The following is a 25,666-nucleotide window of genomic DNA, read 5'->3' as shown; positions in this document are numbered from 1 at the left end:
GCTTGCTAACATCTATAAAGAGAGCTGGGTTCGAAAGAGCCCAGCTTTTTTATTTGTATTTAATCGTTTCTAGACCTGAGCTTTTTGTCTGATGAACCTGCCGACTCAAGATGTAACGCTTCTTCCTGCTGAAGTCGAAGAGGACTCACAGAAAGTTCTTTTGGAAAGCTATCGTAGCTCTTCTCGGTTAAACGGGATGCGTGCCGATGGTTTGCAGGGCGAGAGCGCCCATCTGCGGCATCAGATTTCTTTGATTCATCGTTCTTTGTCCTGGCGTGTCACTAAGCCGCTTAGGGCTGTACGTTCGCTCAGTCTGGGAAGACTTCCCTCTGGACGTCCTCTCAAGGAGTTGCCGGAGAGACTTTCCGCTCTCTGGGAGGAAGGTGGCGTCAAGGCGATTGGTAAGGCGGTTGAGAAACGATTTCCTGCCCGGATACGGCTGAAGCAGAAAGTGAAGGTTTCTTCTCAGGGACAGAAGCCGTCTTCGGTGCCGGGGCAGCCCTCTCTTTCAAGTGGGACTGGAAAGCCGGTTTCGCCGCTGTCTGTTTATAGTGATACCCTTGATAAGACGGCAGCAATTTTGGCTCCTCGTATTCTTATCATTGCAGAAGTATCTCTTCGTCAGTGTGCAAAATATCGTGTCTGGCAAAAGCGCGATCTTCTTGAGCGTCTTGGATGGACAGTGGAAGTTGTTGACTGGCGCGACATCAACGTTGCCATGTCTGCTCTACAGATTTGTACGCAGGTTATTTTCTACCGGGTCCCGGGCTTTGATGATGTCATGAAGCTTGTGAAGGAAGCGCATCGTCTGCGTCTTCAGCCGCGTTGGGAAGTCGATGATCTGATTTTTGATGCAGAAGAATATTTGCAGAACGGTAATATCAGTAGTCTTCCCAAGTCTGAGCAGGATCTGCTCATGTCCGGTGTGGTTTTGTTCAAGCGTTGTATGCTGGCGTGTGGGCAAGGCATTGCATCTACGCGGGCTCTGGCCCAGGCGATGCGAGATGCCGGGTTGAAGCATGTTGATATTGTTGAAAACGCTCTTGATCGCGAGACACTGGAGATTGCAGCGTCTTTACCGCCTCGTGGAGACGCTGTTGATGATCGTGTGTGGGTGTCTTACGGGTCGGGTACCAACACGCATGATGAGGATTTCCGGCAGGCTGAAGCGGGGCTGATTGCTGCTCTGGACGAAGAGCCGCGTTTGTGTCTGCGTGTTATCGGGCAACTCAAACTTTCGAAAGACTTTGACCGGTTTGGGGATCGGATTGAGCGCCTCACGGAACTGTCCTATCGCGATTATCTTGCGGCTCTGGCGCAGACGGATATTGCGATTGCTCCGTTAGAGCCTACGCTTTTCAATGACTGTAAAAGTAACATCAAGTTTCTTGAAGCAGCTGTGGTGCGGGTTGCTGCTCTTTGCTCACCTCGTGATGCGTTTCTTGCAGTCATGCGTCATGAGGAAAACGGGCTTCTGGCGGTTACCTCTGACGAGTGGAAGAGTGGCTTCCTAAAGCTTGCGCGGGATAAAGCGCTTCGTGATCGGTTGGCGGCTCGGGCCTGGGAGGATGTCATGGCGCGCTATGCGCCTGAATCCATGGCTGTGACACAGGGTAAAGCCCTGTTTGGTTTGCCGGTGCTGCCTGAGCGCAAGTCGTTGCGCGTCCTTATGACGAATGTTTATTACGCGCCACGGTCTTTTGGTGGTGCGACAATCGTTGTTGAGGAACTAGCGCTGCGCTTGCGCAAGAGTGGTGTAGAGGTTGGGATATTGACGTCCCGGCCCCATCTTGACGGGCGGCTGTCAGGAAATATCCGCTATGTCGCTAATGGGTCTGATGTTCTTGCCGCAATGATTCCAGACGGGAACGATGTTATCGGCTCGATGGATAACCCGCATATGGCAGAGCAGTTTGCAGACTGGCTTGATGCCTACCAGCCGGATGTTGTTCATGTTCATGCTGCGCAGGGGTTGGGTACGGCCATGTTGCGGGTGTGTCAGGAGCGCGGCGTTCCTTATGTGCTGACGCTTCATGACGCCTGGTGGCTGTGTGATCGGCAGTTCATGGTTCGTGGGGATGGCCGTTACTGTTTTCAGACGACCATAGACCAACAGGTTTGCCAAATGTGCGTGCCACATGCCCGTCATCTGACGGATCGGTGGTTCCTGATGCACCAGGCTTTGTCAGAGGCGGCTTTGCTGATTAGTCCGTCAGAGGCTCATCGTCAGCTTTATCTGGCGAATGGTGTTGATCCGGAGCGTATTGTGGTGAACCGGAATGGTTTCCGGTGGCCGGAACGTCCTCGGACGCCGCGCCTTCCGGGTTCGCCTGTTCGGTTCGGGTTCGTAGGGGGAACGGAGGCTGTGAAGGGCTATCCGCAACTCAAGAAATGTATGGAGTCTTTGGAGCGTTCGGACTGGGAGCTTGTTCTGGTTGATAACAAGCTTAATCTTGGTTTCAGGTCGATCCATCCGCGGGACTGGTCGGTCAAGGGGCATTTGGAAATCATACCGGCATTCACTCAAAGTGGCCTTGATGACTTCTATGACCAGATTGATGTGCTGCTGTTCCCGTCACAGTGGAAAGAGAGCTATGGCCTGACGGTGCGTGAGGCCCTGTCTCGGGATGTCTGGGTTGTAACCACTGCACCGGGTGGGCAGTCAGAAGATGTCGTAGATGGTGTAAATGGCACATACCTGCCGATTGATGGTCGTGCAGAAACGCTTGCCGCTGCGGTTGAGGCTATTCTGGATCAACCGGGTAAGTTTGATGGGTATGTAAATCCGTTCAAAGATCGTCTGGCGACATATGAAGCGCAGACGGAAGAACTGCTTGGCTTCCTTGAAGGGGTGGCCAAGCGAAAGACCTGATTATCGACCGAGGAGCAGGGCCGGCAATGCGTGTAGCCGGTCCTCGCTTGCAATCGCCTGTACCAGTCGCGCGCGGAAACCTGCTTTTTTGTACTGGGCGCGAGGTGGATGACTGGCCAGATATTGGGCGATCCAGTCTGGGTTGAAAAAGGCGGGATCAGGGATTTCCTGACGCCAGAGATGCACGGACGGTATTCCGCTGGGGTTGTCTCTCAATAATTCGGTTTTGATGAAGGGAGCTTTTCCTGAACGCAGGACGGCCCGCCAATCCGTGTGCATGGGGTTGATGGCGAGGAGGCGTGCTATGCCGCGTGTGCCGCTCCATGAAGATGCCATATCCATTTCTGCAGCCTGCATGGCCAAGCCAAGACCCAACTCACCGTGAAGAACGATTTCCGGTTTGCTCATTTCGCAAAACGGTTGGCGAAAGACCCTCTGAATGGCAGGATGCTCGAACGCCTGTCGGGTCATGACCAGAAACCATGACTGGAGATGACGGTTGATGGCCTCTGAGCAGACCATGCCCCAGATTGGGTGCTGTGCCGCACGCATGCGGGTTAAGATGGGCGAGAGGGGGGCCATCGGGCCGAAAACGCTGTCATTGGCGAACAGGATTTCGTCAGCGCCTTCGTCGCAGTGTTGCTTGAGAAGCTCTTGCCAGGAGCCGAAATCAAGACCGGCATTTTCTCGTGGATAAAGTGTGGCTTTTACGGGGTTGGGTCCAGATGTGAAGCTGCGCTTCAAGTTTTCCAGCCCTTGATGGTCCTGCGGTGACAGGCTGGAAACTGCAACATGGATCTCGAACCCACAGTCCGCAATCTGGTTGAGAAGGTGGCGAGTGTGGGGAGCCAGGGTTCCTGCAGGATCGTGGTAGGCAAAAAGACAGACAGAATGTGACATGGAAGTCCTACGGATGGAACGCTGGGGCAATTGCGGCGATTATATCATTGTTCCTTGGTAGCATTGTAAGAAATACTGAGGAATGTTGTATTGATGGCAGCAGAAGTTTCTGGGTGTTTTGGGATGCAGCCTGAGAGAAAATCGAAGCAGAGGAGAATGATGCATCCATGAGTAAAGCATTTCTCGCCGCAGTTCTTCAGGACTCCATTGACTGTACAGGCGTTGCGGCGCAACGGGCTGCGAATGATCTTGTAGAAGCGATTATTGACGAGTTGAAGCGCGAAGGTGGCTTCACCATTCCGTCTTTTGGCACTTTCACTGTGTGTGAGACGAAGGCTCGACAGGCGACGAACCCTCGGACTGGTGAGCCGGTTTCAGTCCCGTCGGGGAGAACGGTTCGGTTCAAGGCCAGTCCGGGATTGAAGCAGAATTTGTAGGGAAGTGGTGTTTTTTGGAGAGGTGAGTACTGGCTTTGAGGGTCAGTACTCATTTCTCTGTGTTAGATTTTGATGGGGTAAGGGGATAATGCGTAGATGTCCCTAAATTTGGTGTCTTTGGGACGGTAGAATTTTAAAATGGACAAAAGCTGAAGGTTTTCCCAAAGGGGCGAACTATGCAAAAGGCAATTTCTCTCCTCATATGATAGCACCAGCCCGATAACGATAATAATAGATGGCGCTGTTATTTCGAATAAAATAATATTTTAAAATTATATATTTCTAATTTTTGTTTTCAACAAATCAGGTCTCGTATCCGAGATGTTTTCTGCGTTAGATACGATTTAACAATGGGTTCATGTTCGAGAATTGATTGGATAAACAAGATTGAAAAAATTACACGACGACATATAATAAATATTATTTTATATAAACTATGTAGTAATTATTTTATGTATATTTTAATTATAATAATATTATCTTTATTTATATGGATTGTATTTGAGAATATAAAGACCAATAGAAATTCGAAGACGCGATTGTTAGATATAAAAAATCGTATTTCTTATATGGAAAATTATCTTGAGCATTCACAAATTGCTACAATGAAAAAAAGATTTATAGCCATTGACGTTGAAACGACGGGACTAAAGGCCGCTGAGTGTAATATTATTCAAATTTCAATAATTATTTTTGAAGATTTATTACCGAAAAAGAAGTTTGTTTCTTATATAAATCCAGGCATTTCCATCCCAGAGTCAGCAACAAAGGTAAATAAAATTACCAACAATATGGTAAAAGATGCCCCTAGATTTGGCCAGATTGCTCCAATAATTCTTAATAGTGTCACTAACAATTACGTTGTTGGACACAATCTTAGATTTGACTCTGTTTTCATCGAAAGAGAACTCGAGAGAGTCGGTTACAAAGGAGTAAAAATTAAATGGGGAGCCTGTACAATGACTGATGAGATGGCACGTCCAAGAGATATGAACAAAAGGGCACCAAATTACATAAAGCTAAGCAAGCTATCAGAGCAGTTTAATATTAAGCCCGAAGGTGATTTGCACGATGCTTATGTTGACGCCATGTTGTGCGGAAAAATTGCAGCAAAGCGAATTGAACTCAAAATCAGTTCAATGGTTAGAGAAATTGAAAATCTCAAAAATATCTATAATTAGGTTAAATAAGATATGAAAAATACTATATTACTAATTTATCCTCGTTTATATTTAAAATATATCATACTCCGATATATGATAAAATAAATAATATAGTAGAATAACCGTGTTTATATTCTAAGAAATACTTATATTTTTAGATATAGTACCGCCATAAATCTCCGCTAAAATTATAAGGAGAATTATATGAAATACGGTTATTGCAGAGTGTCCACAGTAGGACAGGACTTGAAGGAACAGGAAGACGCCCTGGTGGCTCTTGGAGTTCCAAAAGCGAATATCTTTAAGGAAAAGATTTCAGGTGTCATCAGGTCAGATGACAGACCTCAGTTCGGGAAGCTCCTGAAAAAGATTCAGGCCGGGGATGAGCTGGTCGTGATGAAGCTCGACCGACTTGAAAGGTCTACCCTCGATATCCTGACAGTCATCCAGAACCTGAGAGGTCAGGGCGTAGCCATTACCATTGAAGGAGTAGGGACCATCAGAGATGACATGATGGGAAGCCTTACCATGAACCTCCTCGCCTCCTTTGCAGAGTTCGAGCGTGCTCTGATTATCGACCGTACCCAGTCCGGCAGGAAGAGAGCCATGGCCAATGGTTGCGTAAATTTTCTCGCCAAGCCAGAGACGCTATCAGGCGACGTTATGGAAACGAGACAGGAGCAGCACTGGCAAAAGAATATGGGATTGGCTTGCGCACTGTTCAGAGAGTCGCAGCAGAAGGCTGATTTCAGGGGCTCACAGAATCCCTAAAATGGCTTAAACTATCTCCACCGTTGTCCCCAAAGTTGCTTTTCTCTGGGTGCATAAGTGTTTGATTTCATTGATTTATAGGTACTTGGCTGGGGCGGGAGGATTCGAACCTCCGCATGGCGGAATCAAAATCCGCTGCCTTACCGCTTGGCTACGCCCCAGCAGACGCGTTTCAGAAACGCGCTGGAACGGCTTTTAATCCGAACCAGCCTGCTTCGTAAAGCCCAATATCAGGATTCAAGTTCGAGTTCGTGATCGGGCAGGCCTGTGTTGCGCATGGCGTCGTCCATTTTACGGCGTGCGGAGGCTTTGAGGACGCCGAGCCGTTCGGCGCGGTTCAGAGCGCTGTCGAGGGCCGCCATGGTGCTGCCGAGATCCTGACTCTCGTCTTTTTCCCAGGCGCGCAGGGCGTGGCCCCAGACGGCGGTCAGGGCGTTGACGCGCCAGAGGCCACCCAGTCCGGAGCAGTCCATGCCTGCGGCGTCTGCGAGCCAGCGCATGGAGTCCATGGTGGCGCCTGCCAGAAGAGCGGCGAGGGGGGGATCGTAAGGGAGGGCGTGCAGGACAGCGCGGACGCCTTCGCGGTATTCTTCGAAAATATCGAAGCGACGCATCATCAGGTCGAAGAGGTATTCGCGCAGGGTGCCGCCGTTACCGTCGTCTCGGAGTGCGCTTTCGTCTGCCAGTCGGCCGAGGCGGAGGAGGAGCAGGGCTTTGACGGGGTAGCGGGAGCGCACGGCGTCGACCGGGAGGCCTGCGTCACGTGCGGCATCCACGAGTGAGAACCGGTGCCAGCCGTCTGTTCCTGCCAGGCTTAACGCAGATTGCAGGAGGGCGATGTCGAAGGCTTCCCTGTCCAGTTCCGGTGTGCTGTCTGGTGTCAGCTCATCGGTGTCAAATGGGTCCTGCCGTTCTTCCATTGCCGGTCTCCTGTCAAAAACATGTTTCTTATGGTGGGAGCGTTTGCCTGGGGCGGCAAGTTCCCACCAGAAAGAAACGGTTACCCGGCGAGTTCGTCGGCTCGTTTTGTCGCGGCGTCAATGGCTTTTGCAATATTTGCGGGCCAGGCGTCGGGTGCCATGAGGACGCTCAGGGCTGCGGCGGTGGTTCCGTTGGGGCTGGTGACGGCCTTTCGGAGGTCTTCTGCGTCATCGGGTAGATCATCGAGCATGCGGCCTGCGCCGTAGATGGTTCCGCGTGCCAGACGGCGGGCTGTTTCCTTGGAGAGGCCGTGGTCTTCCCCGGCTTTTTCCAGCAGTTCCGCGAGGAGGAACACGTAGGCGGGGCCTGATCCGGAGACGGCTGTTACGGCGAGGAGGTCTTCTTCTTTTTCCACGCGGACGACGTCGCCTACGGCGAAGAGGAGCTCATGGCAGAGTGTGGCCTGTTCGGTTGTGGCGTTGGGTGGGGCGTAGAAGCCGCTGATGCCAGCACCGATAGCCGAAGGGGTGTTGGGCATGGCGCGGAGGACGGGGATTTCCGCTCCGGCTTGGGCTGCTGCTGAAGCGAGCGCTTCGCAGGTGCGGCCGGCCATGACGGAGAGGAGGGCTGATTTCTTGAACCGGCTTCCGAGGGCTTTGCCGATGTCTTCAATGGTTTTGTCTGCGCCTGTTGGTTTGACGGCGAGAACAATGATGTCGGGTGTGAAGGATTCCGGGATTTCAGCGGGGCTGCTGGCGATTGTCAGATTATCATCCGAGCCCGTTCGGTGACGGTCAAGGACGACGATTTTTGGAGGTGTGGGGGAGGCGAGCCACCCGTCGAGTAGCGCGCCTCCGAGTTTGCCACATCCAGCCAAAAGGATTGAGGGGGTGGAAGGCAAGGTCAGGCGTCTCCAACACAGTCTAGCATTGCGGCATCCAGTGCATCCTGAGGGGATTTTCCCCCCCAGAGAGCGAACTGGAAGGCGGGATAGAATCTTTCACATTCGGACATGGCGATGTCGATCAGGTCTTCCATGCTTTCGCCGGGAAGTGTGGCGACGCCGCGCATGAGGAGCGTATGGCGGAAGGCTGGGGTTCCGGTTTCGGTGTCGATCGTGAAATGGCCGACCCACAGGCGGTTGTTCGCCAGCGAAACCAGTTCGTGGACATCGGCCCGGCGTGCGGCTGGAGAGCGGAGGTCCAGCGTGCAGTTCAGGTGCAGCGCGGAGAGTTCGTCCGACCATGTGAAGTAGAGGGAATAATCACACCACTGGCCCGGGGCCTGGGCTGCCATTTCGGACTGGCCGAGGCGCTCGAATTCCCATTCATACAGGCTCATGACCTGTTCCATGATGTCGAGCGGGTGGGATTCGGTTTCTGTGGTGAGTGAGGTGCTCAGGGCAGGCATGTCGGATCTCCCAAGGCCGTGGAGCCTGGCACCGGCCGTGCGCCGGTGCGGCGCTCCAGATGTCTGCGTCTGGGGGCAGGGTGCCTGCCTCCAGCATTCATCACGTTATGGGTCCTTTTGAGACTGCGCAAGTATTACGAGCATCTTCAGTGAGTTCGTACGAAGATGTGTTGCAGTGCTGGCGCAGTCGAATGGGCTGGATCAGCCCTGCGGACCGCCTTTTTCTTCCGTTGCCAGTTCTTCAAGGGCGGTCAGGCGCGATTCGATGGCGGCGAGACGGGCTTCTGCTTCGTCCTGTGCCATGCGGGCGCGGGTGGCCATTTCCTGCACGGCGTCGAACTCGTCCCGGCGGACCAGTTCTAGGGACGTCAGAATTTCATCGACGCGGGTGCGGATGATGGAGTGCAGTTCTTCGCGGGCACCGGTAACAGCGGAAAACGCATTGCCGGCGAGGCCTGCGAGGTCGTCGAAGAAGCGGGGTCTGTCAGACATGGGAGAAACTCCTGCAGAGAGGCGGCGTGTCGTGTGTGGCGCGTCGCTTGGATCGTTTTCGGGGGCAGACTATACAGGAAGGATGATTATCGTCACCGGCGGAGCCGGATTCATTGGATCGTGCCTTCATGCCGCCCTGCGTCAGCGCGGGCTGCGGACGGTTATCGTGGACCGGCTGCATGAGGGGGTGAAGTGGCGGAACCTTGCCTCGCATGCGCCCGATCAGATCATCACGCCTGAGGTGCTTCCGAGTTTCCTTGAGAAAGCGCCAAAGATTGAGGCGGTGTTCCATATGGGAGCCGTCAGCGCCACGACGGCGCGGGATGGGGATCTGGTGTGGTCGACCAATGTGGCGCTGTCGCAGTTTCTCTGGCGTTGGTGCGCGCAGAATGACGTCCGGATGATTTATGCCTCTTCTGCGGCCACATATGGCGCGGCGGACAGCCCTGAGATGTTCCGGGATGGTCTGGAGGCGATTGACCCTCTGAAGCCGCTAAACCTTTATGGCTGGTCCAAGCAGGCGTTTGATCTGTGGGTGAAGCGGGAGCTGGCGGCGGGTCATCCGGCTCCGAAGCAGTGGGCTGGGCTCAAGTTTTTCAATGTTTACGGGCCGAACGAGTATCACAAGGGGTCCATGATCTCCGTTGTGAAGGTCAAGTATGATGACCTTCAGCGTGGATCGGCTGCCAAGCTGTTCAAGTCCGATATTCCTGGCTTGCCGGATGGTCAGCAGAAGCGCGATTTTATCTGGGTTGGGGATGTGATGAACGTTATGCTCTGGCTGTTCGACCATCCCGATGTCAGTGGGTTGTTCAACTGCGGAACCGGCGTGGCGCGGAGCTATCTGGATCTTGCTTATGCGGTCTGTGATGCAGCGCATCGGGCGCGGGATGTCGAGTTTGTCGAGATGCCTGAGAAGCTGCGGGGGCAGTATCAGTCCTATACCTGTGCGGATATGAGCCGACTGCGGGCTGCGGGCTATGATCTGCCGTTTACAACTCTTGAAGACGGTATCCGGCAGTATGTCCGTGATTACCTTTCCCGATCGGAGCCGAACCTTTGAGCCAGCCATTGATGTTTCCGGGGTTTGACCCTGTTGCCTTCCATGTCGGGCCTTTGCCTGTGCGGTGGTATGCGCTGGCTTACATGGTGTCGTTCATCATTGCCCTGCCTATTGCGCGACGGTTGAATCGTCTTTCCCCCGAAGTGGCGACGAGTGAGCAGGTCGATGATTTCCTGTTTTACGCCATTCTGGGTGTTCTTCTGGGTGGTCGTCTTGGGTACGTGCTGTTCTACCGGCCTCTGGATTATCTCGCGCACCCGGTGGACATCATTAAGACATGGGATGGCGGGATGTCGTTTCATGGCGGCGCGCTGGGCGTCATTCTGGCTCTAGCGTTCTTCTCCTGGAAGAACCGTCTGAGCTTTCTGGCTTTTGCTGACCGTATTGTGCCGGTTGTTCCGATCGGGCTGGCGCTGGGTCGATGTGCGAACTTCGTGAACGGGGAATTGTGGGGGCGCCCGGCGTCTCCGGATCTGCCGTGGGCGATGGTTTTTCCGACGGGTGGGCCGGTCGCTCGGCATCCGTCCGAGCTTTATGAGGCGCTGACGGAAGGCGTTCTGCTGCTGTGTGTGATGCTGTTTGCGGCATCTCGCCCCAAGCTGCGGGGGCATTTCGGGTTTCTGTCCGGGTTGTTCCTGTTCGGATATGCCTGTGCGCGGAGTTTCTGTGAATTTTTCCGGGAGCCGGATGCGAATATCGGCTTTCTGGCGGGTGGCGTGACGATGGGGCAGATCCTGTGCATTCCTATGGCGCTCGCTGGAATTGGACTGATGACTTATGCGCTGCGTCGCCCATGGCGGGAGACGGCGCATGTCTGACGCGGTGCTGGGGAGTGATTTGCTCAGTGTGCCGCATGGGTTTTTCACCCGCCTGGGCGGTGTTTCTCCCAAGCCTTATGATAGTTTGAACTGTTCTCTGTCGTCCCCTGATGATCTGGAGAATGTGCGGGAGAACCGGGCGCGTGTAGCTCGGAAAATTCAGGTTGAGCCTGACTTGCTTCTGGGTTTGAAGCAGACCCATAGTGACATTACGGTTCCTGTGACTGTCGAAACGCTGCTTTGGGCCATGGGCGCGGGGCAGAATGGCGATGCGTTGGTGACGGATCGACCTGATGTGGGTGTCAGCATCATTACGGCGGATTGTGGGCCTGTTCTGCTGGCTTCGGGCGATGGTCGTGTTGTTGGGGCTGCTCATGCGGGGTGGCGTGGGGCTGCGGGCGGGATTTTGGAATCCGTTGTGGCGCAGATGGAAGCTCTTGGGGCTTCCGAAATTCGGGCGGCTGTCGGGCCGTGTATCGGGCCGGAAAGCTACGAAGTGGGTCCGGATATGCGGGACGCAGTTCTGGCGCAGGATCAGAAGGCTGAGGTATTCTTTCGTCTGGCAGAGCGTGCTGGGCATTTCATGTTTGATCTGCCGGGGTATTGTGCTGCGCGTCTGCGTGCTGCTGGAGTTCAGAAGATTGAAGTACTTGGCGTTGATACATTGACGGATCAGCGGTTCTTCAGTCATCGTCGCCGGACGCTGGCAGGTGGTGGCCATATTGGCCATCAGATTTCGGCCATTCGACCCCGTCTTTCATCATAATATGTCTGAGGCATTGTGAGCTTGTTCCCGGAGCGGTGAGTGTTATCGTTTCGGGATGAAAATGCTTCGTCCTGTCCAGATTCTGTGTTCTGCCGTGATGGCGGTATGTGCGAGCGGTGTGGCTTATGCTACGCCGTCGCATCTTCTTGTGCGTAATGCCTTGATTTTTTCGATGGTCGATGGGCAGAAAGCGCCTTTCAAAGGGTATTTCTCTGTCCGTTCGGATGGCGTGATCGATCACATCGGGGCGGGTCTTCCGCCAAAAGGGCTGAAAGCCGATCAGGATGTGGATCTGCATGGGCACTGGGTGATGCCGGGCTTTATTTCCGCACATAGCCATCTCTGGCAGGCTGCCTATCGGGGGCTTGCTGCGGACCAGACGCTGATGGGCTGGATTGAGGCTCTGTATTCCGGAAAGGCGAGCGTTGCGCGACCTGAAGATATTTACTGGTTCACGCTGGATGGGGCGCTCGATCATCTCGCGCATGGTGTGACGGCGGCTTACAATTTCAATTACGGTGGGGCGAATTCCGCTGTGGTCGAGGCGACTGACCGGCTGCAGTTCCAGGCAGAGGCGGCTTCTGGAATTCGGTTCGTGCATGGTCTGGAGCCATTGCCGAGTAAGGGCGATGTATCGCTGGGAAAGGCCTGGCAGCATGTGGGGGATTTTCTGGCGTGGTCCGCCGGGCAGCACGTGGGGTCTACGTTTCTGTCCGTGATGATCAATGGTGGGACCGGATTTCACGACACTGGAGAGGTGGCGAAGATCGAAGGCACATTGATGCGGGAGTATCATCTGTCCAACCAGAGCCATTATCTGGAGCCGCCTGAGAACGTTTCAGCCCAGCAGGCCCGGTTTCACTGGTTTGAGGATGAAGGCATCCTTGGGCCGCATCTGATCTTCGGGCATTTCATTCATACGACGCCTGCGATCCTTGCTCGATCTGTAAAGGCTGGGGCGTCCATGGTCTGGAATCCGCTGTCGAATGGTCGTCTGGCGTCAGGAACGGCGGATATTCCGGCTTATCTGAAGGCAGGTTTGCGGGTTGGAATGGGAGAGGACGGGGAAGCCAGTGCGGATCTGGCTGATCCTTTCGAGAATATGCGGACCGGGCTTTATGCCATCCGGGACAAGTATCAGAGTGCCGCGATCATGAGCCCGTATGATGTGGTGCGCCTGCATACGCGAGGGAGTGCGGATGTTCTGGAAGTGGGGGATCGGCTTGGGAGCCTAGAAGTCGGGAAATTCGCGGATTTTCTCGTGATTGATCCGACTAATCTTGGGTACGTATTTGACCCATATGCCACGCTGGTTTTTGCTGCGGCTCAGGAAAATCTGGAGCAGGTTTATGTGGGAGGCGAGTTGATGGTGGAGCATGGCAAGCCGCTGAAGCAGGATTTTGCACATGTTCGGCAGGAAGCTGATCGCCGGGTTGCGGCCTCTGTTCAGCATTAAAAAAAGCCGGGGTGTGATCCCCGGCTTTTTCTATGCGCATTTTAAACGCTGTGGGTTTTGGCTTCACGGTCCCAGAAGCGGAGCTTCCGACAGGTTGTGATGAAGGGTTTGATGTCTGCCTCACTGTTGAGGGCGATCACACCATCATCCATGTCGTCGGGCGTGATGCCGCCTTTTGCCAGAAGAGGCGTAGCGTCTGGCCCGTAGGCGATGAATTTGGTGTGGGCGAAAGCATCTGCCACGAAATCTCGGGTTGTTGCGTCTTTGCCAAGGAGTTTTGTTCCCTCGGCGGACGAAAGGAGCACGACGGCATCGTAAAGGACGGATGGTGCACCGACGATTTTCTGTTGGGCAGGGATGGTCTGGCCATCTGTTAGAGTGATGCCTCCAACAACGGGAGCGACCAGTTCCATAATTGCTCCTTCCGCCTCGGCCTGCGTCTGAAGAGCGTTGAGAAGGGCGGCGTCTGTTCCATCTGTGACAATGACGCCCAGCTTTCGACCTGCAAAAGAGTCTGGTCCGTTCTTGAGGATGCTGAGCGCTGTTGAGGCGGCCAGATCCGTGATCGGTGTGCGGGCGGCTGGAGCTGGGGCGGGCAGGTCTTTCAGGCCCAGACCTTCAGCGACATCCTTGGCCAGCGTTTCATCTACATTTAGCAGATGAGCGATGACGCGGGACCTAATGTTTGGCGTCTCAACCTTGCTGAGTTCGAACACGAACGCATTCTTGATGTGCGTTTGTTCGGGCTTTGTCTGGCTGATGTAGAACTGGCGTGCCTGACTGTAGTGATCGGCGAAGAGTTCACCGCGTTCGCGGGTCGTGCGACCGTTGTCATCGGGGAAGTGTTTGTAGCCAGTCTTGGGGTTTTCACGCGGACCTGCACCCCAGGAGTTGGGTTCGTAATTTACGCGACCCTTTGGGTTGTGCATGGCGGCGTGGCCGTCCTGCTGGAAGTTGTGGAACGGGCATTTCGGCGCGTTAATGGGGATGTGCGTGAAGTTCGGGCCGCCGAGACGCTTTGTCTGTGTGTCCAGATAGGAGAAGTTTCGGCCTTGCAGGAGCGGATCGTTGGTGAAGCCGATACCGGGGACGACGTTCTGGGTGCAGAAGGCGACCTGTTCGGTTTCTGCGAAGAAGTTATCCACCATGCGGTCCAGCACGAGGCGACCAATCCGGCGAACGGGGACGAGTTCTTCCGGGATGAGTTTGGTGGCATCCAGAATGTCGAAGTCGAATGTGTCGGCGAAGGCGTCATCAAAGAGCTGTACGCCCAGTTCCCATTCCGGATAATCGCCGGATTCGATGGCCTGCCAGAGGTCGCGGCGGTGAAAGTCGGGGTCGGCGCCGTTGATTTTGACGGCCTCGTTCCACACGACGGACTGAAGGCCCTGCTTCGGCTTCCAGTGGAACTTGACGTAGGTGGAGTTTCCGTCGGCGTTGATGAGCCGGAAGGTGTGGACGCCGAAGCCTTCCATGAAGCGGAAGGACCGGGGGATGGCTCGGTCGGACATGACCCAGAGGAGCATGTGGACGGTTTCGGGCGAGAGGGATGCGAAGTCCCAGAAATTATCATGGGCGGACTGAGCTTGCGGGAAACCGCGATCAGGTTCTTCCTTCACGGCGTGGACCATATCTGGGAATTTCATGGCGTCCTGGATGAAGAACACGGGCATGTTGTTGCCCACGAGATCCCAGTTGCCTTCCTCCGTGTAGAGCTTCACGGCAAAACCGCGGACGTCTCTGACCAGATCGGAAGACCCTTTTGCGCCAGCGACGGTTGAGAAGCGGACGAAAGCCGGGACACGGGTTCCGGTTTTTCCAAGAACTTTGGCGGTTGTGTAGTCGGAGAGGGAGTCGGTGAGCTCGAAGAAGCCGTGTGCGCCGTAGCCTCGGGCATGGACGACGCGTTCGGGGATGCGTTCGTGGTCGAAGTGGAAGATCTTCTCCCGAAAATGGAAGTCTTCCAGAAGCGTTCCGCCGCGGGGGCCTGCTTTCAGGGAGTTCTGGTCATCTGCGACGGGTACGCCCTGCTGGGTGGTCAGGGTGGGGATGTCGTCGCTTGCGGTCTGATGGGTTGCCCCCTGGGGGCCGCGCTCGAAGGTCTGGTCACCGATGGTCACGGTGGTGCGTTTATCTGCCGTGTCGCTCATGGGTCGATCCGATCTGCTGTCGTCGCGAGTGTCCGGGGAAGTAATGCCGGGCGCTTCGGTCTGATTTCAGTAAGTCGACTTCCGTTTCGGGAAATCCTTCACTTTAGAAGTCTGAGACGTCGATAAATGTTCCGGAAAATAATTTGGAGAAATGTTCTGAACTGAACGAAAGAGCAGCTCGTTAGCGCTCAGACTGGCGTGACTGCCGTACTGAAGGAGGCTTGGATGCCTGTTGATCCGCGTCATTGTTATCCGCAGCCTCCTTTTGAGGGGCAAACGCAGCCTTTTCCTGGTCTTTCGGCGAAGATGACGCCGGAACCTGATTATGGTGAGAAAACCTATCGGGGGTCAGGAAAATTGACGGGGCAGGTGACTCTGATTACGGGAGGGGATTCTGGAATCGGGCGTGCTGTGGCTCTGGCTTTTGCTCGTGAAGGCGCCGATGTTGCGGTGTCTTACCTTGATTCTGAGAGTCAGGATGCGAAGGAGATTGCAGGGCAGATCGAAGCTGAGGGACGGCGTTGCCTTCTTCTGTCGGGGGATATTCGGGAGGCTGCTCAGTGTCAGGCGCTTGTGAAAAAGACACTGGACGCCTTCGGGCGACTTGATGTTCTGGTAAACAATGCGGCGTTCCAGAGTTGGGCAGAGCATCTTGAAGACATCAGCGACGAAGATTGGCAACGTCATTTTGATACAAACACGCATGCCATGTTTTATCTGACGAAGGCTGCGTTGCCGCATCTGAAGCCGGGGGCGTCCATTATCAACACCTCTTCAGTCAATCTGAAAACGCCTCCGAAAATTCTTGTGCCCTATTCGATGACGAAAGCGGCGATTGCGAACTTTACAGTGAGTATGGCGCAGCAGCTTGCGTCCCGAGGCATTCGGGTGAATGGCGTGATGCCGGGGCCGATCTGGACGCCGTTCATTGTGACGGGAATGCCGGAAGAAGCCCAGAAGAGCATTGGGTCCGATGTTCCGCTGGGCCGATCGGGTCAGCCAGCAGAACTGGCTGGGGCTTATGTGTATTTTGCTGATCCGCTTAACAGTTACACGACGGGCGCTTTGCTGGCTGTTAATGGCGGGATGCCGATGCTCTGACCGGGTTGGATATTCTGGATTTCAGTGGAACGCCTGCTCCTGATCGAGCGGGCGTTTTTCTGTTCTGGGACCAAAGATCAGAGTGGTGCCCGCGCCTATAAGCAGGACGCAGGTTGTGAGGCCGAAGACGCCGGGGAAACCGGCTTTTGGGTAAATCCAGCCGATCAGGACAGGGGATGAGATAGCGCCCAGGCGTGCGATGGCGGAAGCCAGTCCCATGCCTCTTCCGCGCAGGGATGTTGGGAAGAGTTCCGGGGTGTAGGCGTAGATACCACCGTAGGTTCCGTTCATGAACATGGAGAGCAGGATGCCGAAGATCAGGACCTGTGTGGGTGTCTGGCTTGCGGCCAGGCCAATAGCGCTGATTCCGCCGCAGGTCATGAAGGTTGCCACTGTGGCGCGTCGGCCGAGACGTTCCGTGCAGAAAGCTGAGGCGAGATATCCGGGAAGTTGTGCGGCATAGATCGAAATGGCGTATGCGAAGCTGCGGGTCACGGTCATGCCACGTTCGATCATGAGCGTGGGGATCCAGGTAAAGAACGCGTAGAAGCAGAAGGTGATGCTGAGCCACATGACCCAGCTCATGAGCGTAGAGCGTCTGAGGTTGGGAGCGAAAAGATCGCTCAGGGACCGGTTGGCTCTTCCGGCAGTATCGGGTGTTGTTGAAAGACCGACGGCCAGTCCTGCGCTTTGTTCAATCATTCCGACAATGCGACAGGCTTCGTGTGTGCGTCCCTGCTGATCGAGCCATCTTGGAGATTCGGGAAGAGTCCGTCTCCACCACAGAAGCATCAGGACGGGTAGGGCTGTGGCGGCCAGTGCCCATCGCCAGCCGTCGGGGGAGGAGGGGACGATCATGAAGCCGAGCATGGCAGCTGTCACGTAACCGAAGGAATAGAAGCCGGTGAGGCTGGCCGTGAAGGCTCCGCGATAACGGGATGAGACGAATTCGCTCAGATAGGGGGCGATGATCGTGGCTTCCGCGCCCGCACCCAGTCCAGCGAGAAGACGGGCGCTGAAGAAACTGCTGAATGTTTGGGAAACGGCGGATAGCAGGGATCCGGTGGCGTAAAGCGCGAGGGCGCTCATCATGACGGTGCGCCTGCCGGATCTGTCTGCCCATAAGCCTGCCAGCAGAGAGCCGATGCCGTATCCCAGATAGGTTGCGCTTCCCAATAGCCCGAGGAATGGACCGGACAGGTGCCATTCCGTTTTCAGAACAGGAAGTGTGAAAGCGACGATCGCGGAGTCCAGACCGTCAAACATATATCCGCAGCCTCCGAGAATCAGGAGGCGGCGATGGAAGGGAGTGAAGGGGAGGTGCTCAAGGCGTTGGGCAATGCTCATGGGTTCTCTGGGGCGCGGGCAGCTATGGGGCGTGTGACAGACTATCTGGGGGGCTGGGGGCGGGTCCAGTCATGGCGGATGAGGGGCGTGAGGTATGCGGAATCCGGGAAAAAGGTTGTGTGTGTCGCAGTTTTCCGCTATTTCGCCGCTCGCACAGGCACCCCTGGAGGTCTGTGTGGTAACGAAATTCAATACGCAGGAGCGTAACAGTGGCTAATTTGACGACACTTGCTGTCTCGACGCGCGCGAAGGCTGGTAAGGGGGCAGCGCGCGCAACGAGACGTGCCGGGCTGGTTCCGGCAGTAATCTATGGTGGCAAGCAGGAGCCTTCCATCATTGCTCTTGATCCGCGCGTGATCATGAAGGAACTGCACCGTGGTGGCTGGTCCTCCCGCGTGTACAACCTGGCAGCAGAAGGTGCAGAGCCGGTTGCAGCTCTGATCCGTGACGTGCAGCTGCACCCGGTTTCCGATGCTCCGATCCATGTGGACTTCCAGCGCGTTTCCGCTGGCACGAAGGTTCACGTTGAAGTCTCCATCGTCTTCACGGGCGAAGAAAAGGCTCCGGGCATCAAGCGCGGTGGCGTTCTGAACGTTGTCCGTCACTATGTTGACGTTGCTGCTGACCCGGCCAACATTCCTGAGCACTTCACGGCTGACCTGAGCGCGCTGGACATCCATGACAGCGTTCGTTGGGCTGACCTGAAGGGCACCGAAGGCGTTTCTCTGACGGGTGGTCAGGCTACGGATATCGTGATCGCTTCCGTTGCTCCGCCGACCATCGATGCAGAAATGGAAGCTGAAGCTGCTGCCAAGGCTGCTGCGGCTGCTGCGGCTGCTACGGCAAAGCCGGGCGCAAAGAAGAAGTAAGTCATGAGGCTCTGGGCCGGTCTCGGCAATCCCGAGCCGGGGATGAGCCGTCATCGACATAACATCGGCTTTATGGCGGTTGATGAAATCGCCAGGCGTCACGGGTTTTCCCCGTGGCGCAAGCGCTTTCGGGGGGAGACCTCTGAAGGAACGCTTGGGGGGCAGAAAATTCTGCTCCTCAAGCCGATGACGTATATGAACCTGTCGGGTGACAGCGTTCAGCAGGCCGCGCAGTTCTTCAAGATCGCGCAGGCCGACATCACCGTTTTCCATGATGAACTCGATCTTGCTTTTGGCAAGCTGCGCATCAAGCGTGGCGGCGGAGCGGCTGGGCATAATGGCCTGCGCTCAATGGATCGCTGTCTTTCCGGGCCGGATTACTGGCGTGTGCGGATGGGCATTGGTCATCCGGGGCATAAGGACCGGGTACACGGGCATGTTCTGGGGAATTTCGCCAAGGCGGAAGAACCGGAGTTGGAGCGGTGGCTTGAGGCGGTTGCGGATGCTGCGCCTATTTTGGCCAAGGGCGAGAATGAAGCGTTCATGACGAAAGTCGCGCTGCTTACGGCCTGAATGCTGGGAGACTTCGGGTCTCTTATGGTCAGCTTTTTTCACTGGTATAACGTGCGGGGCGCTGCCGGAGAGAGATCTCAGGCGGGAATCGTACTCTGCTGCCTGTTTTGCAGGGCACAGGTGTTGTCCGTGGGCGTGGATTCTGCGAACACAGGGCAACTGAATTCTGAGACTGGGCTGACCGCACTGGCGGCCTGAAAAATGGAGAGCACAATGGGTTTCAATTGCGGCATCGTTGGTCTGCCCAATGTTGGCAAGTCCACGTTGTTCAATGCCCTGACGGAAACAGCCGCAGCGCAGGCAGCGAACTACCCATTCTGCACCATTGAACCGAATACGGGCCGTGTTGCCGTGCCGGACCCGCGGCTGGATATTCTGGTGAAGATCGGCAAGTCCCAGAAAGAGATCCCGACCAGCCTTGAGTTTGTTGATATTGCGGGGCTGGTCCGTGGTGCGTCCAAAGGTGAGGGGCTGGGGAACCAGTTTCTGGCGAATATCCGCGAGACGGATGCGATCATCCATGTTCTGCGTTGCTTTGAAGATGATGACATCACCCATGTTGAAGGTGGGGTCGATCCGGTTCGGGATGCGGACATCATCGAGACCGAACTGATGCTCGCGGATCTGGAAAGCCTTGAGAAGCGCCAGATCAATCTTCAGAAGCGTGCGCGTGGCAATGACCGCGAAGCACAGGCCCAGCTTGAGCTGATGGAACCGCTGATTGCGGCGCTGCGTGATGGTAAGCCTGCCCGTACGGCGGTGCCGAAGGGCCAGGAAGAGGAAGCAGCGCGTCTTCAGCTGCTGACGACGAAGCCGGTTCTGTATGTTTGCAATGTTGAGGAGGCTTCTGCGGCCACTGGAAACGCGCACTCGGAGGCGGTTCGCAAGCGTGCTGAGGAAGAAGGCGCTGGTGTTGTGATTGTGTCTGCGGCGATCGAGGCTGAGGTCAGCCAGTTGCCGCAGGAAGATCGTACGGAGTTCTTGGAAGGGCTTGGCCTGAGTGACAGTGGTCTGGATCGTGTGATTGCGGCTGGCTATCGTCTGCTGGGTCTGCGGACATACTTCACGGTTGGCCCGAAAGAAGCGCGTGCCTGGACGATTACTGCAGGAACGAAAGCGCCTCAGGCTGCTGCGGTTATTCACAATGACTTCGAACGTGGCTTTATTGCCTGCGAAACGGTTGCTTTTGACGACTATGTGGCCTGCAATGGTGAAGCAGGAGCCAAGGAGGCCGGGAAGTTGCGGATCGAAGGCAAGGAATATGTTGTGCAGGATGGAGATATTCTCCTCTTCCGATTCAATGTCTGACGCTGCGACTATTCTGAAAAGCCTGACGGATAAAGCCCGTCAGGCGAGCCGGGGTCTGGCACGGGCTGATGAGGCTACGCGGAACAGGGCGCTTGTGGCTGCGGCTGCGGCACTTCGTGAAAATTCTACAGCGATTGTTGCGGCCAACCAGCAGGATCTGGCCACATTGTCTGCTGACCGGACGGCAGCGTTCCGGGATCGTCTGATGCTGACGCCTGAGCGGGTCGAGGCTATGGCAAAGGGTCTGGAAGACGTTGCCCAGCTGCCAGATCCGCTTGGACGTATTCTGGCGGAATGGGAGCGACCGAACGGGTTGCTGTTTCGCCGGGTTGCGGTGCCGCTTGGCGTCATTGGTATGATCTACGAAAGCCGGCCGAATGTTGGTGCTGATGCTGCGGCACTTTGCATCAAGTCGGGCAATGCCGTCATTCTGCGTGGTGGTGGCGAGAGTTTGAACTCGGCGCGGGCCATTCATGCGGCGATGGTTTCTGGGTTGGAGCAGGCGGGTCTTGATCCGGCTTGTGTGCAAATCCTGCCTTCTGCTGATCGTGCACTGGTTGGAGCTTTGCTTCAGGCGGCTGATGGGGTTGATCTCATTATTCCGCGTGGTGGGAAGTCTCTGGTTGAGCGGGTTCAGCGTGAGGCGCGTGTGCCTGTCCTGGCGCATGCGGATGGGCTGAATCACACCTATGTTCATGCCAGTGCTGATCCGGACATGGCGCGTCGGGTTCTGCTGGATGCCAAGATGCGCCGGACCGGGATCTGTGGTGCGACGGAGACTCTGCTGATTGATCGGGCGATTGCTCCGTCATTGCTGCCGTTCATTGTGGACGATCTGGCTGCAAAAGGGTGTACGTTCCGGGCAGATGAAGCGGCTCGGGCGATTGTTTCGTCTTTACCGGCGGCCAGTGCGGCGGATTTTGATACCGAGTGGCTGGATTCGATTCTGTCCATTGCTGTTGTGGATGGCGTTGAGGATGCTCTGGAGCATATTGCTCGTCATGGCAGTGCACATACGGAAGCGATCATTGCCGAAGATCCCGAAGCCGCTGCTGTGTTCCTGAATGGGACGGACAGTGCGGTGGTGTTGTGGAATGCGTCTACGCAGTTCTGTGACGGTGGTGAGTTTGGATTCGGGGCGGAGATCGGTATCGCTACAGGGCGGATGCATGCCCGTGGGCCGGTCGGTCTCGAACAGTTGACCTGCTATCGCTACGAAGTTCGTGGCAATGGGCAGGTGCGCGGCTGACCGTGATCCCGACATTTGGGGACGGGCGCCGGATGCGGATTGGCCTTCTGGGCGGTTCTTTCAATCCGGCACATATCGGGCATCTTCAGGTGGCGCAGCGTGCCTTGCGTGCTCTTCGGCTGGATCAGGTCTGGCTTATGGTGTCACCGGGAAATCCACTGAAGCCTCGGAAGGGTATGGGGACGTTCAGGGCGCGGCTTGGATCGGCGCGGAGGCTTGCGGACGGGAGACGGATCTGTGCGACGGATATCGAAGCTCGTCTGAAGCAGCGTTATACGGTAAAAACTGTGGCGTTGTTGAAGCAGCGTTTCCCGAATGTGCAGTTTGTCTGGCTGATGGGTGCTGATGGGCTGGCTCAGTTTTCCCGATGGAAGAACTGGTGTGTTTTGGCGCGGATGATTCCGATTGCGATTCTTCCCCGGCCAGGGAGTGTGACTCCGGCATTACATGGGGCGGCAGCCTCGGTTTTGCGTCGAAATCGGCGGCCATCGAGAGAGGCCCCCGTATTGGGGCGGAGAAAAGGAAGCGCTTGGACGTTCCTTTCTGCGCCGCAGAACGATATATCGGCTACAGCGTTGCGTGAGTCTGGGCAAACCTGTCTGGACGCGGATCAGGAGTAAAAACCATCACCAAGACGACCTCAATCGACCCGAAGGCCAAGACCACGCGTCGGAAAACCAGCACCCCTGATGCGGCACTGGCCGAGGCTGCCAAGGTGCCGGGAACGCCTCGCAAGAAGGCTGCTGCTGCCGGTCCGAAGAAGACAGCGGTCAAGCGCGAGCCTGTGCAGCCGGATGTTCTGACGAAAATGCTCTCCATCATCACGGCGAGCCTTGAGGAAGACAAGGCAGAAGACATTGTGGTGGTGGATCTGGTGGGACGCGCCAATTTTGCTGACCGCATGGTTGTCGCTACAGGTTTGGCAGACCGTCAGATTGCGGCCATGGCTCATCACATCGAGAAGAAGCTGGGTGAAGAAGGCTTCAACCGGGTTCTCGTTGAAGGGGCTAATGGCAGCGACTGGGTGCTGCTTGATGCCGGTGACATTGTTGTTCATCTCTTCAAGCCGGAAAGTCGTGAGCTCTACGGTCTGGAAAAGATGTGGAGTGCCGATCTGGATTCGAGCGAATCCGAAGTAGCTGTCGGTAAGGGCGAAGAGCAGGGCTGAATGAAGCTCGTTGCTATTGGACGTCTGAAATCCGGGCCGGAACGGGAATTGTTTGACCGTTATGCGGCCCGGATTCGCCCTGCTCTGACTGTTACAGAGCTGTTGCCTTCCAAGGGGTCGGTTCAGGAGCAGAAACGGCGAGATGCTGGTGTGCTTCTGGCGGCGTGTCCTGAGAACGCCTTTGTCGTTGCTTTGGATGAGGGGGGCAAAACGCATGGCAGCTTGCAGTTTGCCACCCTTCTTTCCCGATGGCAGGAAACGGGCCGGCCTCTTCATTTCCTCATAGGGGGAGCGGAAGGGCTGGATGGTTCTGTTATTCAGAGAGCAGATGCGGTCATTTCTCTGGGCGCCATGACCTGGCCTCACATGCTTGTACGGGTCATGATTGCTGAGCAGATTTTCAGAGCTCAGGCGATTAACTCCAATCATCCGTATCATAAGGATACGCGACCTGACTGAGTTTCGATCACTGGGCCGGGCACAAAAGAAGCGGGGATCTACCCCGCTTTTTTTATAAGCTCAGTCTTAGCGGATTGAGCGGTTGGGAGCGTCTGAGGTGAACGCGTCGTCTGGGGCTTCAGCAACTTCTGTGTTGCTCATCGGGTGGCCTAGAGCGTTCGAACCACGGAAAACAGCGCGATGCCGGAAGGTCGTAGGGTGGCTTTCACGGGCCACCATAACCTGTCGTGCTGGGCGTCCATCATCTGGGCGGCCATAAATGAAGCCATAAGTGGGATAGATGCTACCGAATCGTCCGCTACGGTCATTCAGTGCAACGCGGACTGCGCTCCAGTCATTGTTGGGCGATACGTCTACAACGCGCACATTGTGTGCGATGCCGTTGGAGGCCCAGTGAGACTGGTCAATGTAGATGGTGCGGCTGTTTTCTACCGCGCGAACGACGGCCACATGACCCAGTGGCATACGGCGGATGGCGCGGAAGTTCAGGACTGATCCTGCTTCCGGAGCGTTCCCGCGGGCATAGCGGCCAGCAGCATTGTACCACCAGTCACGGGCATTGCCGTGAAGGACAACGTCAGAAGCTTCTTTTGCGTAGGCTACGCACTGAATGACGTGTGCCGTGGAGAATGTGTGGTGGTGGTAGGAATGGGATGCTCGGTGAGAGCGGAAGACACTGTGACCGCCGTGTGAACCACGGAGGTGTTTGGCCTGTGCATGACTTGAAAAGAACATGACCGCTGAGAGCGCCAGGGCAGAGAAAAAAGTTTTCCGGCAACTTTTATGCGTCACGATCTTTTTGATCCTGAATTGGCTTGTGTCGTTCGGGTGACAGGGAGCTAACAATCTTCATGCAACCCTGACAAGGGCAGAATGCATTGCTGAGGGTTAAATTTTCATTTCAGTTGAAAATCTTTCTTGCGTCGCATTCTGCCTTAATTATGCCTTATTGTCCCCGAAGCGGTTTTATTTGGTCGTCGTCAGCATGATTTCCACGAGGATGCGTGGGTCAGCCATGACGGCCTGAACGCAGGCACGTGCAGGAGCCAGGCCTTCCTGAAGCCATGCGGACCAGTGAGTGTTGAGGGCATCGCGATCAGCAATGTCTTTCAGCCAGATCTGTGCCTGAAGAATGCGGGTGTTGTCTGTGCCGTGTTCTTCGAGGATGGCGTCCAGCTGGGCCAGAACGTCCTTTGTCTGTCCGTTGATGTCTTGGGACAGGTCTTTGGCGACAACACCCTGTGTGAAGATGAAGCCGTGGTATTCGACAGCCTTGGACAGGATGGCGTTGGGTTCTGTGCGGATGATACGGCTCATGGAATATTCCTGATCCTGAGGGAAGAAAGGTGCAGAGTGATGCGCCTTTGAGGGCTGGTCAATCACCCCGTTGGTCCCTTGTGGTAGGGGGAAGGACGCGGTATCGCCGGGAACGATGGATGAACCGGCCGGTCGGGAGACAGAAGCGTGGTCCCTTTGAATGTCAAAAGAGTAGCTGTGACGCCGATCCGGCAGAACTGCACGATCCTCTGGGATGAACGGAACCATGCCATCGTTGTGGACCCGGGCGGCGATGTAGATGATCTGCTTCAGGAGCTCACTGGTTTGACAGTTGATGCGATCCTGTTGACCCATGGGCATCTTGATCATGCCGGTGGGGCTGATGACCTTCGGACGCGTCTGACTGAAGTACAGGGGCAGCCTGTTCCGGTTCTAGGGCCTGATCGTCGGGATGCGTTTCTTCTGAGTACTATTGAAAAGCAGGCAGCTCATTTTGGTTTGAGCGGCATGGTCAGTGTCGTGCCGGACCGGTTTCTGGAAGGTGGAGAGACGCTGCGGCTTCTAGGGCACGATATTGAGGTGCGACATCTTCCGGGTCATACGCCTGGCCATGTGGTTTTTATTGATCATGCCAGTGGTAGAGCAATCGTCGGGGACACGCTGTTTCGTCGGACGGTAGGGCGCACTGATTTTGCTTATGGCGATTCTGAAGCCTTGATTGCTGGTATTCGACGCCAGCTTCTGAGTTTGCCCGATGAAACCGTCGTGTTGTGTGGGCATGGAATGCCAACCACAATTGGTGAAGAGCGTCGCTCCAATCCGTTTCTTGTTGCTGGTCTATAAATTTTCAAAGGGGTTTTTCATGCGATTTTCTGTGTGTTCCGTGTTGGCCGCTGCATGTTTTGCTGTTGGTGGGCTGTCTGGTTCCGCTTATGCAGCGGAGGAGCCGATCCGGCAGGCGCAGCCCGTTTTGCCGACGGCACCTCTGACGATCACCACACAGGATGGGGTCAAGCATCAGTTCACGGTGGAGCTTGCAAAAACATATCGTCAGCAGGAAGTCGGCGAGATGTTTCGCAAGGAATTGCCGAAAGA

At 55.6% G+C, this 25,666-nt stretch carries 27 protein-coding genes and 1 tRNA gene (1 of these 28 only partly in view); 18 read left to right on the top strand and 10 right to left on the bottom strand.

Annotated features, from left to right (window positions below; all coding sequences use genetic code 11):
• Nucleotides 1-91 precede the first annotated feature (91 nt).
• Entirely contained in the window at nt 92-2,872 is a 2,781-nt protein-coding gene (locus AC3B6F_RS06040; RefSeq protein WP_489823695.1) for a glycosyltransferase, read from the top strand.
• Here the strand turns inward: AC3B6F_RS06040 and AC3B6F_RS06035 are convergent, their stop codons facing one another.
• Nucleotides 2,873-3,772, bottom strand: coding sequence for a rhamnan synthesis F family protein (locus tag AC3B6F_RS06035; protein ID WP_489823694.1), 900 nt, complete (start codon nt 3,770-3,772; stop codon nt 2,873-2,875).
• 167 nt (nt 3,773-3,939) lie between these two features.
• Here AC3B6F_RS06035 and AC3B6F_RS06030 point away from each other — a divergent pair, with 167 nt between their 5' ends.
• The 3 genes from AC3B6F_RS06030 (at nt 3,940) to AC3B6F_RS06020 (ending at nt 6,143) form a co-directional block, all read left to right on the top strand.
• Nucleotides 3,940-4,209, top strand: coding sequence for an HU family DNA-binding protein (locus tag AC3B6F_RS06030; protein WP_010504529.1), 270 nt, complete (start codon nt 3,940-3,942; stop codon nt 4,207-4,209).
• Nucleotides 4,210-4,778: 569 nt separating this feature from the next.
• Nucleotides 4,779-5,390 (top strand): 3'-5' exonuclease, encoded by a 612-nt coding sequence (locus AC3B6F_RS06025; protein ID WP_489823693.1) that lies wholly within the window; start codon nt 4,779-4,781, stop codon nt 5,388-5,390.
• 186 nt (nt 5,391-5,576) lie between these two features.
• Nucleotides 5,577-6,143, top strand: coding sequence for a recombinase family protein (locus AC3B6F_RS06020; protein ID WP_489823692.1), 567 nt, complete (start codon nt 5,577-5,579; stop codon nt 6,141-6,143).
• An 86-nt stretch (nt 6,144-6,229) separates the two neighbouring features.
• Here the strand turns inward: AC3B6F_RS06020 and AC3B6F_RS06015 are convergent.
• From AC3B6F_RS06015 to AC3B6F_RS05995, 5 genes are all read right to left on the bottom strand, one after another.
• Nucleotides 6,230-6,304: transfer RNA gene (locus tag AC3B6F_RS06015), tRNA-Gln, on the bottom strand.
• Nucleotides 6,305-6,373: 69 nt separating this feature from the next.
• A complete protein-coding gene (locus AC3B6F_RS06010) occupies nt 6,374-7,063 on the bottom strand; it encodes a hypothetical protein (RefSeq protein WP_061929087.1) in 690 nt (229 codons plus the stop codon).
• 80 nt (nt 7,064-7,143) lie between these two features.
• Nucleotides 7,144-7,965, bottom strand: a complete 822-nt coding sequence (proC, locus tag AC3B6F_RS06005) for a pyrroline-5-carboxylate reductase (protein WP_489823691.1) — start codon at nt 7,963-7,965, stop codon at nt 7,144-7,146.
• A 2-nt stretch (nt 7,966-7,967) separates the two neighbouring features.
• Nucleotides 7,968-8,474 (bottom strand): type III secretion system chaperone family protein, encoded by a 507-nt coding sequence (locus AC3B6F_RS06000; protein WP_489823690.1) that lies wholly within the window; start codon nt 8,472-8,474, stop codon nt 7,968-7,970.
• A 201-nt stretch (nt 8,475-8,675) separates the two neighbouring features.
• Nucleotides 8,676-8,966: an accessory factor UbiK family protein gene (locus AC3B6F_RS05995; RefSeq protein WP_010504534.1), complete on the bottom strand. Its 291-nt coding sequence runs from the start codon at nt 8,964-8,966 to the stop codon at nt 8,676-8,678.
• A gap of 82 nt (nt 8,967-9,048) precedes the next feature.
• On the opposite strand from AC3B6F_RS05995, the gene rfaD reads away from it, so the two are divergent.
• Genes rfaD through AC3B6F_RS05975 form a run of 4 tightly spaced genes read left to right on the top strand, consistent with a single transcriptional unit; the run spans nt 9,049 to nt 13,069 of the window.
• The gene (gene rfaD, locus AC3B6F_RS05990; RefSeq protein WP_489823689.1) at nt 9,049-10,029 is read left to right on the top strand and encodes an ADP-glyceromanno-heptose 6-epimerase; all 981 of its coding nucleotides are present in this window, start codon (nt 9,049-9,051) and stop codon (nt 10,027-10,029) included.
• Between the two features lie 11 nt (nt 10,030-10,040).
• Nucleotides 10,041-10,847, top strand: a complete 807-nt coding sequence (gene lgt / locus AC3B6F_RS05985) for a prolipoprotein diacylglyceryl transferase (RefSeq protein WP_010504537.1) — start codon at nt 10,041-10,043, stop codon at nt 10,845-10,847.
• The gene (pgeF, locus tag AC3B6F_RS05980; protein ID WP_489823688.1) at nt 10,840-11,613 is read left to right on the top strand and encodes a peptidoglycan editing factor PgeF; all 774 of its coding nucleotides are present in this window, start codon (nt 10,840-10,842) and stop codon (nt 11,611-11,613) included. Before lgt ends, pgeF begins: the two co-directional genes overlap by 8 nt.
• Before the next feature lie 55 nt (nt 11,614-11,668).
• A complete protein-coding gene (locus AC3B6F_RS05975) occupies nt 11,669-13,069 on the top strand; it encodes an amidohydrolase family protein (RefSeq protein WP_489823687.1) in 1,401 nt (466 codons plus the stop codon).
• A gap of 41 nt (nt 13,070-13,110) precedes the next feature.
• On the opposite strand, the gene AC3B6F_RS05970 is transcribed toward AC3B6F_RS05975, so the two are convergent.
• Nucleotides 13,111-15,219, bottom strand: a complete 2,109-nt coding sequence (locus tag AC3B6F_RS05970; RefSeq protein WP_489823686.1) for a catalase — start codon at nt 15,217-15,219, stop codon at nt 13,111-13,113.
• 225 nt (nt 15,220-15,444) lie between these two features.
• Here AC3B6F_RS05970 and AC3B6F_RS05965 point away from each other — a divergent pair, with 225 nt between their 5' ends.
• Nucleotides 15,445-16,320 carry an SDR family oxidoreductase gene (locus tag AC3B6F_RS05965; RefSeq protein ID WP_489823685.1) on the top strand — a complete coding sequence of 292 codons (876 nt, stop codon included), beginning with the start codon at nt 15,445-15,447 and terminating at the stop codon, nt 16,318-16,320.
• A 21-nt stretch (nt 16,321-16,341) separates the two neighbouring features.
• Here AC3B6F_RS05965 and AC3B6F_RS05960 read toward each other — a convergent pair whose 3' ends face one another.
• Nucleotides 16,342-17,667, bottom strand: coding sequence for an MFS transporter (locus tag AC3B6F_RS05960; RefSeq protein ID WP_489823684.1), 1,326 nt, complete (start codon nt 17,665-17,667; stop codon nt 16,342-16,344).
• Between the two features lie 209 nt (nt 17,668-17,876).
• Here AC3B6F_RS05960 and AC3B6F_RS05955 point away from each other — a divergent pair, with 209 nt between their 5' ends.
• From AC3B6F_RS05955 to AC3B6F_RS05925, 7 genes are all read left to right on the top strand, one after another.
• Nucleotides 17,877-18,536, top strand: a complete 660-nt coding sequence (locus AC3B6F_RS05955) for a 50S ribosomal protein L25/general stress protein Ctc (protein WP_062018581.1) — start codon at nt 17,877-17,879, stop codon at nt 18,534-18,536.
• Nucleotides 18,537-18,539: 3 nt separating this feature from the next.
• On the top strand, nt 18,540-19,109 hold the full coding sequence (gene pth / locus AC3B6F_RS05950) for an aminoacyl-tRNA hydrolase (RefSeq protein ID WP_489823683.1): 570 nt from the start codon (nt 18,540-18,542) through the stop codon (nt 19,107-19,109).
• 213 nt (nt 19,110-19,322) lie between these two features.
• The gene (gene ychF / locus AC3B6F_RS05945; protein ID WP_007284278.1) at nt 19,323-20,417 is read left to right on the top strand and encodes a redox-regulated ATPase YchF; all 1,095 of its coding nucleotides are present in this window, start codon (nt 19,323-19,325) and stop codon (nt 20,415-20,417) included.
• Nucleotides 20,410-21,666 (top strand): glutamate-5-semialdehyde dehydrogenase, encoded by a 1,257-nt coding sequence (locus AC3B6F_RS05940; RefSeq protein WP_489823996.1) that lies wholly within the window; start codon nt 20,410-20,412, stop codon nt 21,664-21,666. Before ychF ends, AC3B6F_RS05940 begins: the two co-directional genes overlap by 8 nt.
• Nucleotides 21,667-21,698: 32 nt before the next feature.
• Complete coding sequence (locus tag AC3B6F_RS05935; RefSeq protein WP_489823995.1) at nt 21,699-22,286, top strand: nicotinate-nucleotide adenylyltransferase; 588 nt, start codon at nt 21,699-21,701, stop codon at nt 22,284-22,286.
• Between the two features lie 95 nt (nt 22,287-22,381).
• The gene (rsfS, locus tag AC3B6F_RS05930; RefSeq protein WP_061929063.1) at nt 22,382-22,834 is read left to right on the top strand and encodes a ribosome silencing factor; all 453 of its coding nucleotides are present in this window, start codon (nt 22,382-22,384) and stop codon (nt 22,832-22,834) included.
• Nucleotides 22,835-23,293 carry a 23S rRNA (pseudouridine(1915)-N(3))-methyltransferase RlmH gene (locus AC3B6F_RS05925; RefSeq protein WP_023944458.1) on the top strand — a complete coding sequence of 153 codons (459 nt, stop codon included), beginning with the start codon at nt 22,835-22,837 and terminating at the stop codon, nt 23,291-23,293.
• 66 nt (nt 23,294-23,359) lie between these two features.
• On the opposite strand, the gene AC3B6F_RS05920 is transcribed toward AC3B6F_RS05925, so the two are convergent.
• The gene (locus AC3B6F_RS05920; protein WP_489823682.1) at nt 23,360-24,085 is read right to left on the bottom strand and encodes a CHAP domain-containing protein; all 726 of its coding nucleotides are present in this window, start codon (nt 24,083-24,085) and stop codon (nt 23,360-23,362) included.
• 174 nt (nt 24,086-24,259) lie between these two features.
• Nucleotides 24,260-24,610: a RidA family protein gene (locus AC3B6F_RS05915; RefSeq protein ID WP_010504564.1), complete on the bottom strand. Its 351-nt coding sequence runs from the start codon at nt 24,608-24,610 to the stop codon at nt 24,260-24,262.
• A gap of 147 nt (nt 24,611-24,757) precedes the next feature.
• On the opposite strand from AC3B6F_RS05915, the gene AC3B6F_RS05910 reads away from it, so the two are divergent.
• Nucleotides 24,758-25,414 (top strand): MBL fold metallo-hydrolase, encoded by a 657-nt coding sequence (locus AC3B6F_RS05910; protein WP_489823681.1) that lies wholly within the window; start codon nt 24,758-24,760, stop codon nt 25,412-25,414.
• Between the two features lie 19 nt (nt 25,415-25,433).
• Nucleotides 25,434-25,666, top strand: partial view of a DUF192 domain-containing protein gene (locus AC3B6F_RS05905; protein WP_023944463.1) — the 5' end (the start) only. Its footprint extends 259 nt past the window's final position; only the first 233 of its 492 coding nucleotides appear in the window; it begins with the start codon at nt 25,434-25,436; the stop codon falls past the right edge of the window.

The sequence above is a fragment of the Gluconobacter sp. ESL1110 genome (assembly GCF_058107395.1).
The sequence above is the reverse complement of the archived record's forward strand: the minus strand, read 5'-3'. Positions and strand labels throughout refer to the sequence as shown.

Excerpts from the sequence above, each read along its gene's own strand:
- AC3B6F_RS05940 (WP_489823996.1), top strand. The coding sequence starts at position 20,410 with ATGTCTGACGCTGCGACTATTCTGAAAAGCCTGACGGATAAAGCCCGT.
- AC3B6F_RS05935 (WP_489823995.1), top strand. The coding sequence starts at position 21,699 with ATGCGGATTGGCCTTCTGGGCGGTTCTTTCAATCCGGCACATATCGGG.
- ychF (WP_007284278.1), top strand. The coding sequence starts at position 19,323 with ATGGGTTTCAATTGCGGCATCGTTGGTCTGCCCAATGTTGGCAAGTCC.
- AC3B6F_RS06035 (WP_489823694.1), bottom strand. The coding sequence starts at position 3,772 with ATGTCACATTCTGTCTGTCTTTTTGCCTACCACGATCCTGCAGGAACC.
- AC3B6F_RS06020 (WP_489823692.1), top strand. The coding sequence starts at position 5,577 with ATGAAATACGGTTATTGCAGAGTGTCCACAGTAGGACAGGACTTGAAG.
- AC3B6F_RS05915 (WP_010504564.1), bottom strand. The coding sequence starts at position 24,610 with ATGAGCCGTATCATCCGCACAGAACCCAACGCCATCCTGTCCAAGGCT.
- pth (WP_489823683.1), top strand. The coding sequence starts at position 18,540 with ATGAGGCTCTGGGCCGGTCTCGGCAATCCCGAGCCGGGGATGAGCCGT.
- AC3B6F_RS06010 (WP_061929087.1), bottom strand. The coding sequence starts at position 7,063 with ATGGAAGAACGGCAGGACCCATTTGACACCGATGAGCTGACACCAGAC.
- AC3B6F_RS05970 (WP_489823686.1), bottom strand. The coding sequence starts at position 15,219 with ATGAGCGACACGGCAGATAAACGCACCACCGTGACCATCGGTGACCAG.
- AC3B6F_RS06040 (WP_489823695.1), top strand. The coding sequence starts at position 92 with ATGAACCTGCCGACTCAAGATGTAACGCTTCTTCCTGCTGAAGTCGAA.
- AC3B6F_RS05995 (WP_010504534.1), bottom strand. The coding sequence starts at position 8,966 with ATGTCTGACAGACCCCGCTTCTTCGACGACCTCGCAGGCCTCGCCGGC.
- AC3B6F_RS05925 (WP_023944458.1), top strand. The coding sequence starts at position 22,835 with ATGAAGCTCGTTGCTATTGGACGTCTGAAATCCGGGCCGGAACGGGAA.
- rfaD (WP_489823689.1), top strand. The coding sequence starts at position 9,049 with ATGATTATCGTCACCGGCGGAGCCGGATTCATTGGATCGTGCCTTCAT.
- pgeF (WP_489823688.1), top strand. The coding sequence starts at position 10,840 with ATGTCTGACGCGGTGCTGGGGAGTGATTTGCTCAGTGTGCCGCATGGG.
- AC3B6F_RS05960 (WP_489823684.1), bottom strand. The coding sequence starts at position 17,667 with ATGAGCATTGCCCAACGCCTTGAGCACCTCCCCTTCACTCCCTTCCAT.
- AC3B6F_RS06000 (WP_489823690.1), bottom strand. The coding sequence starts at position 8,474 with ATGCCTGCCCTGAGCACCTCACTCACCACAGAAACCGAATCCCACCCG.
- AC3B6F_RS06025 (WP_489823693.1), top strand. The coding sequence starts at position 4,779 with ATGGAAAATTATCTTGAGCATTCACAAATTGCTACAATGAAAAAAAGA.
- AC3B6F_RS05965 (WP_489823685.1), top strand. The coding sequence starts at position 15,445 with ATGCCTGTTGATCCGCGTCATTGTTATCCGCAGCCTCCTTTTGAGGGG.
- lgt (WP_010504537.1), top strand. The coding sequence starts at position 10,041 with ATGTTTCCGGGGTTTGACCCTGTTGCCTTCCATGTCGGGCCTTTGCCT.
- AC3B6F_RS06030 (WP_010504529.1), top strand. The coding sequence starts at position 3,940 with ATGAGTAAAGCATTTCTCGCCGCAGTTCTTCAGGACTCCATTGACTGT.
- AC3B6F_RS05975 (WP_489823687.1), top strand. The coding sequence starts at position 11,669 with ATGAAAATGCTTCGTCCTGTCCAGATTCTGTGTTCTGCCGTGATGGCG.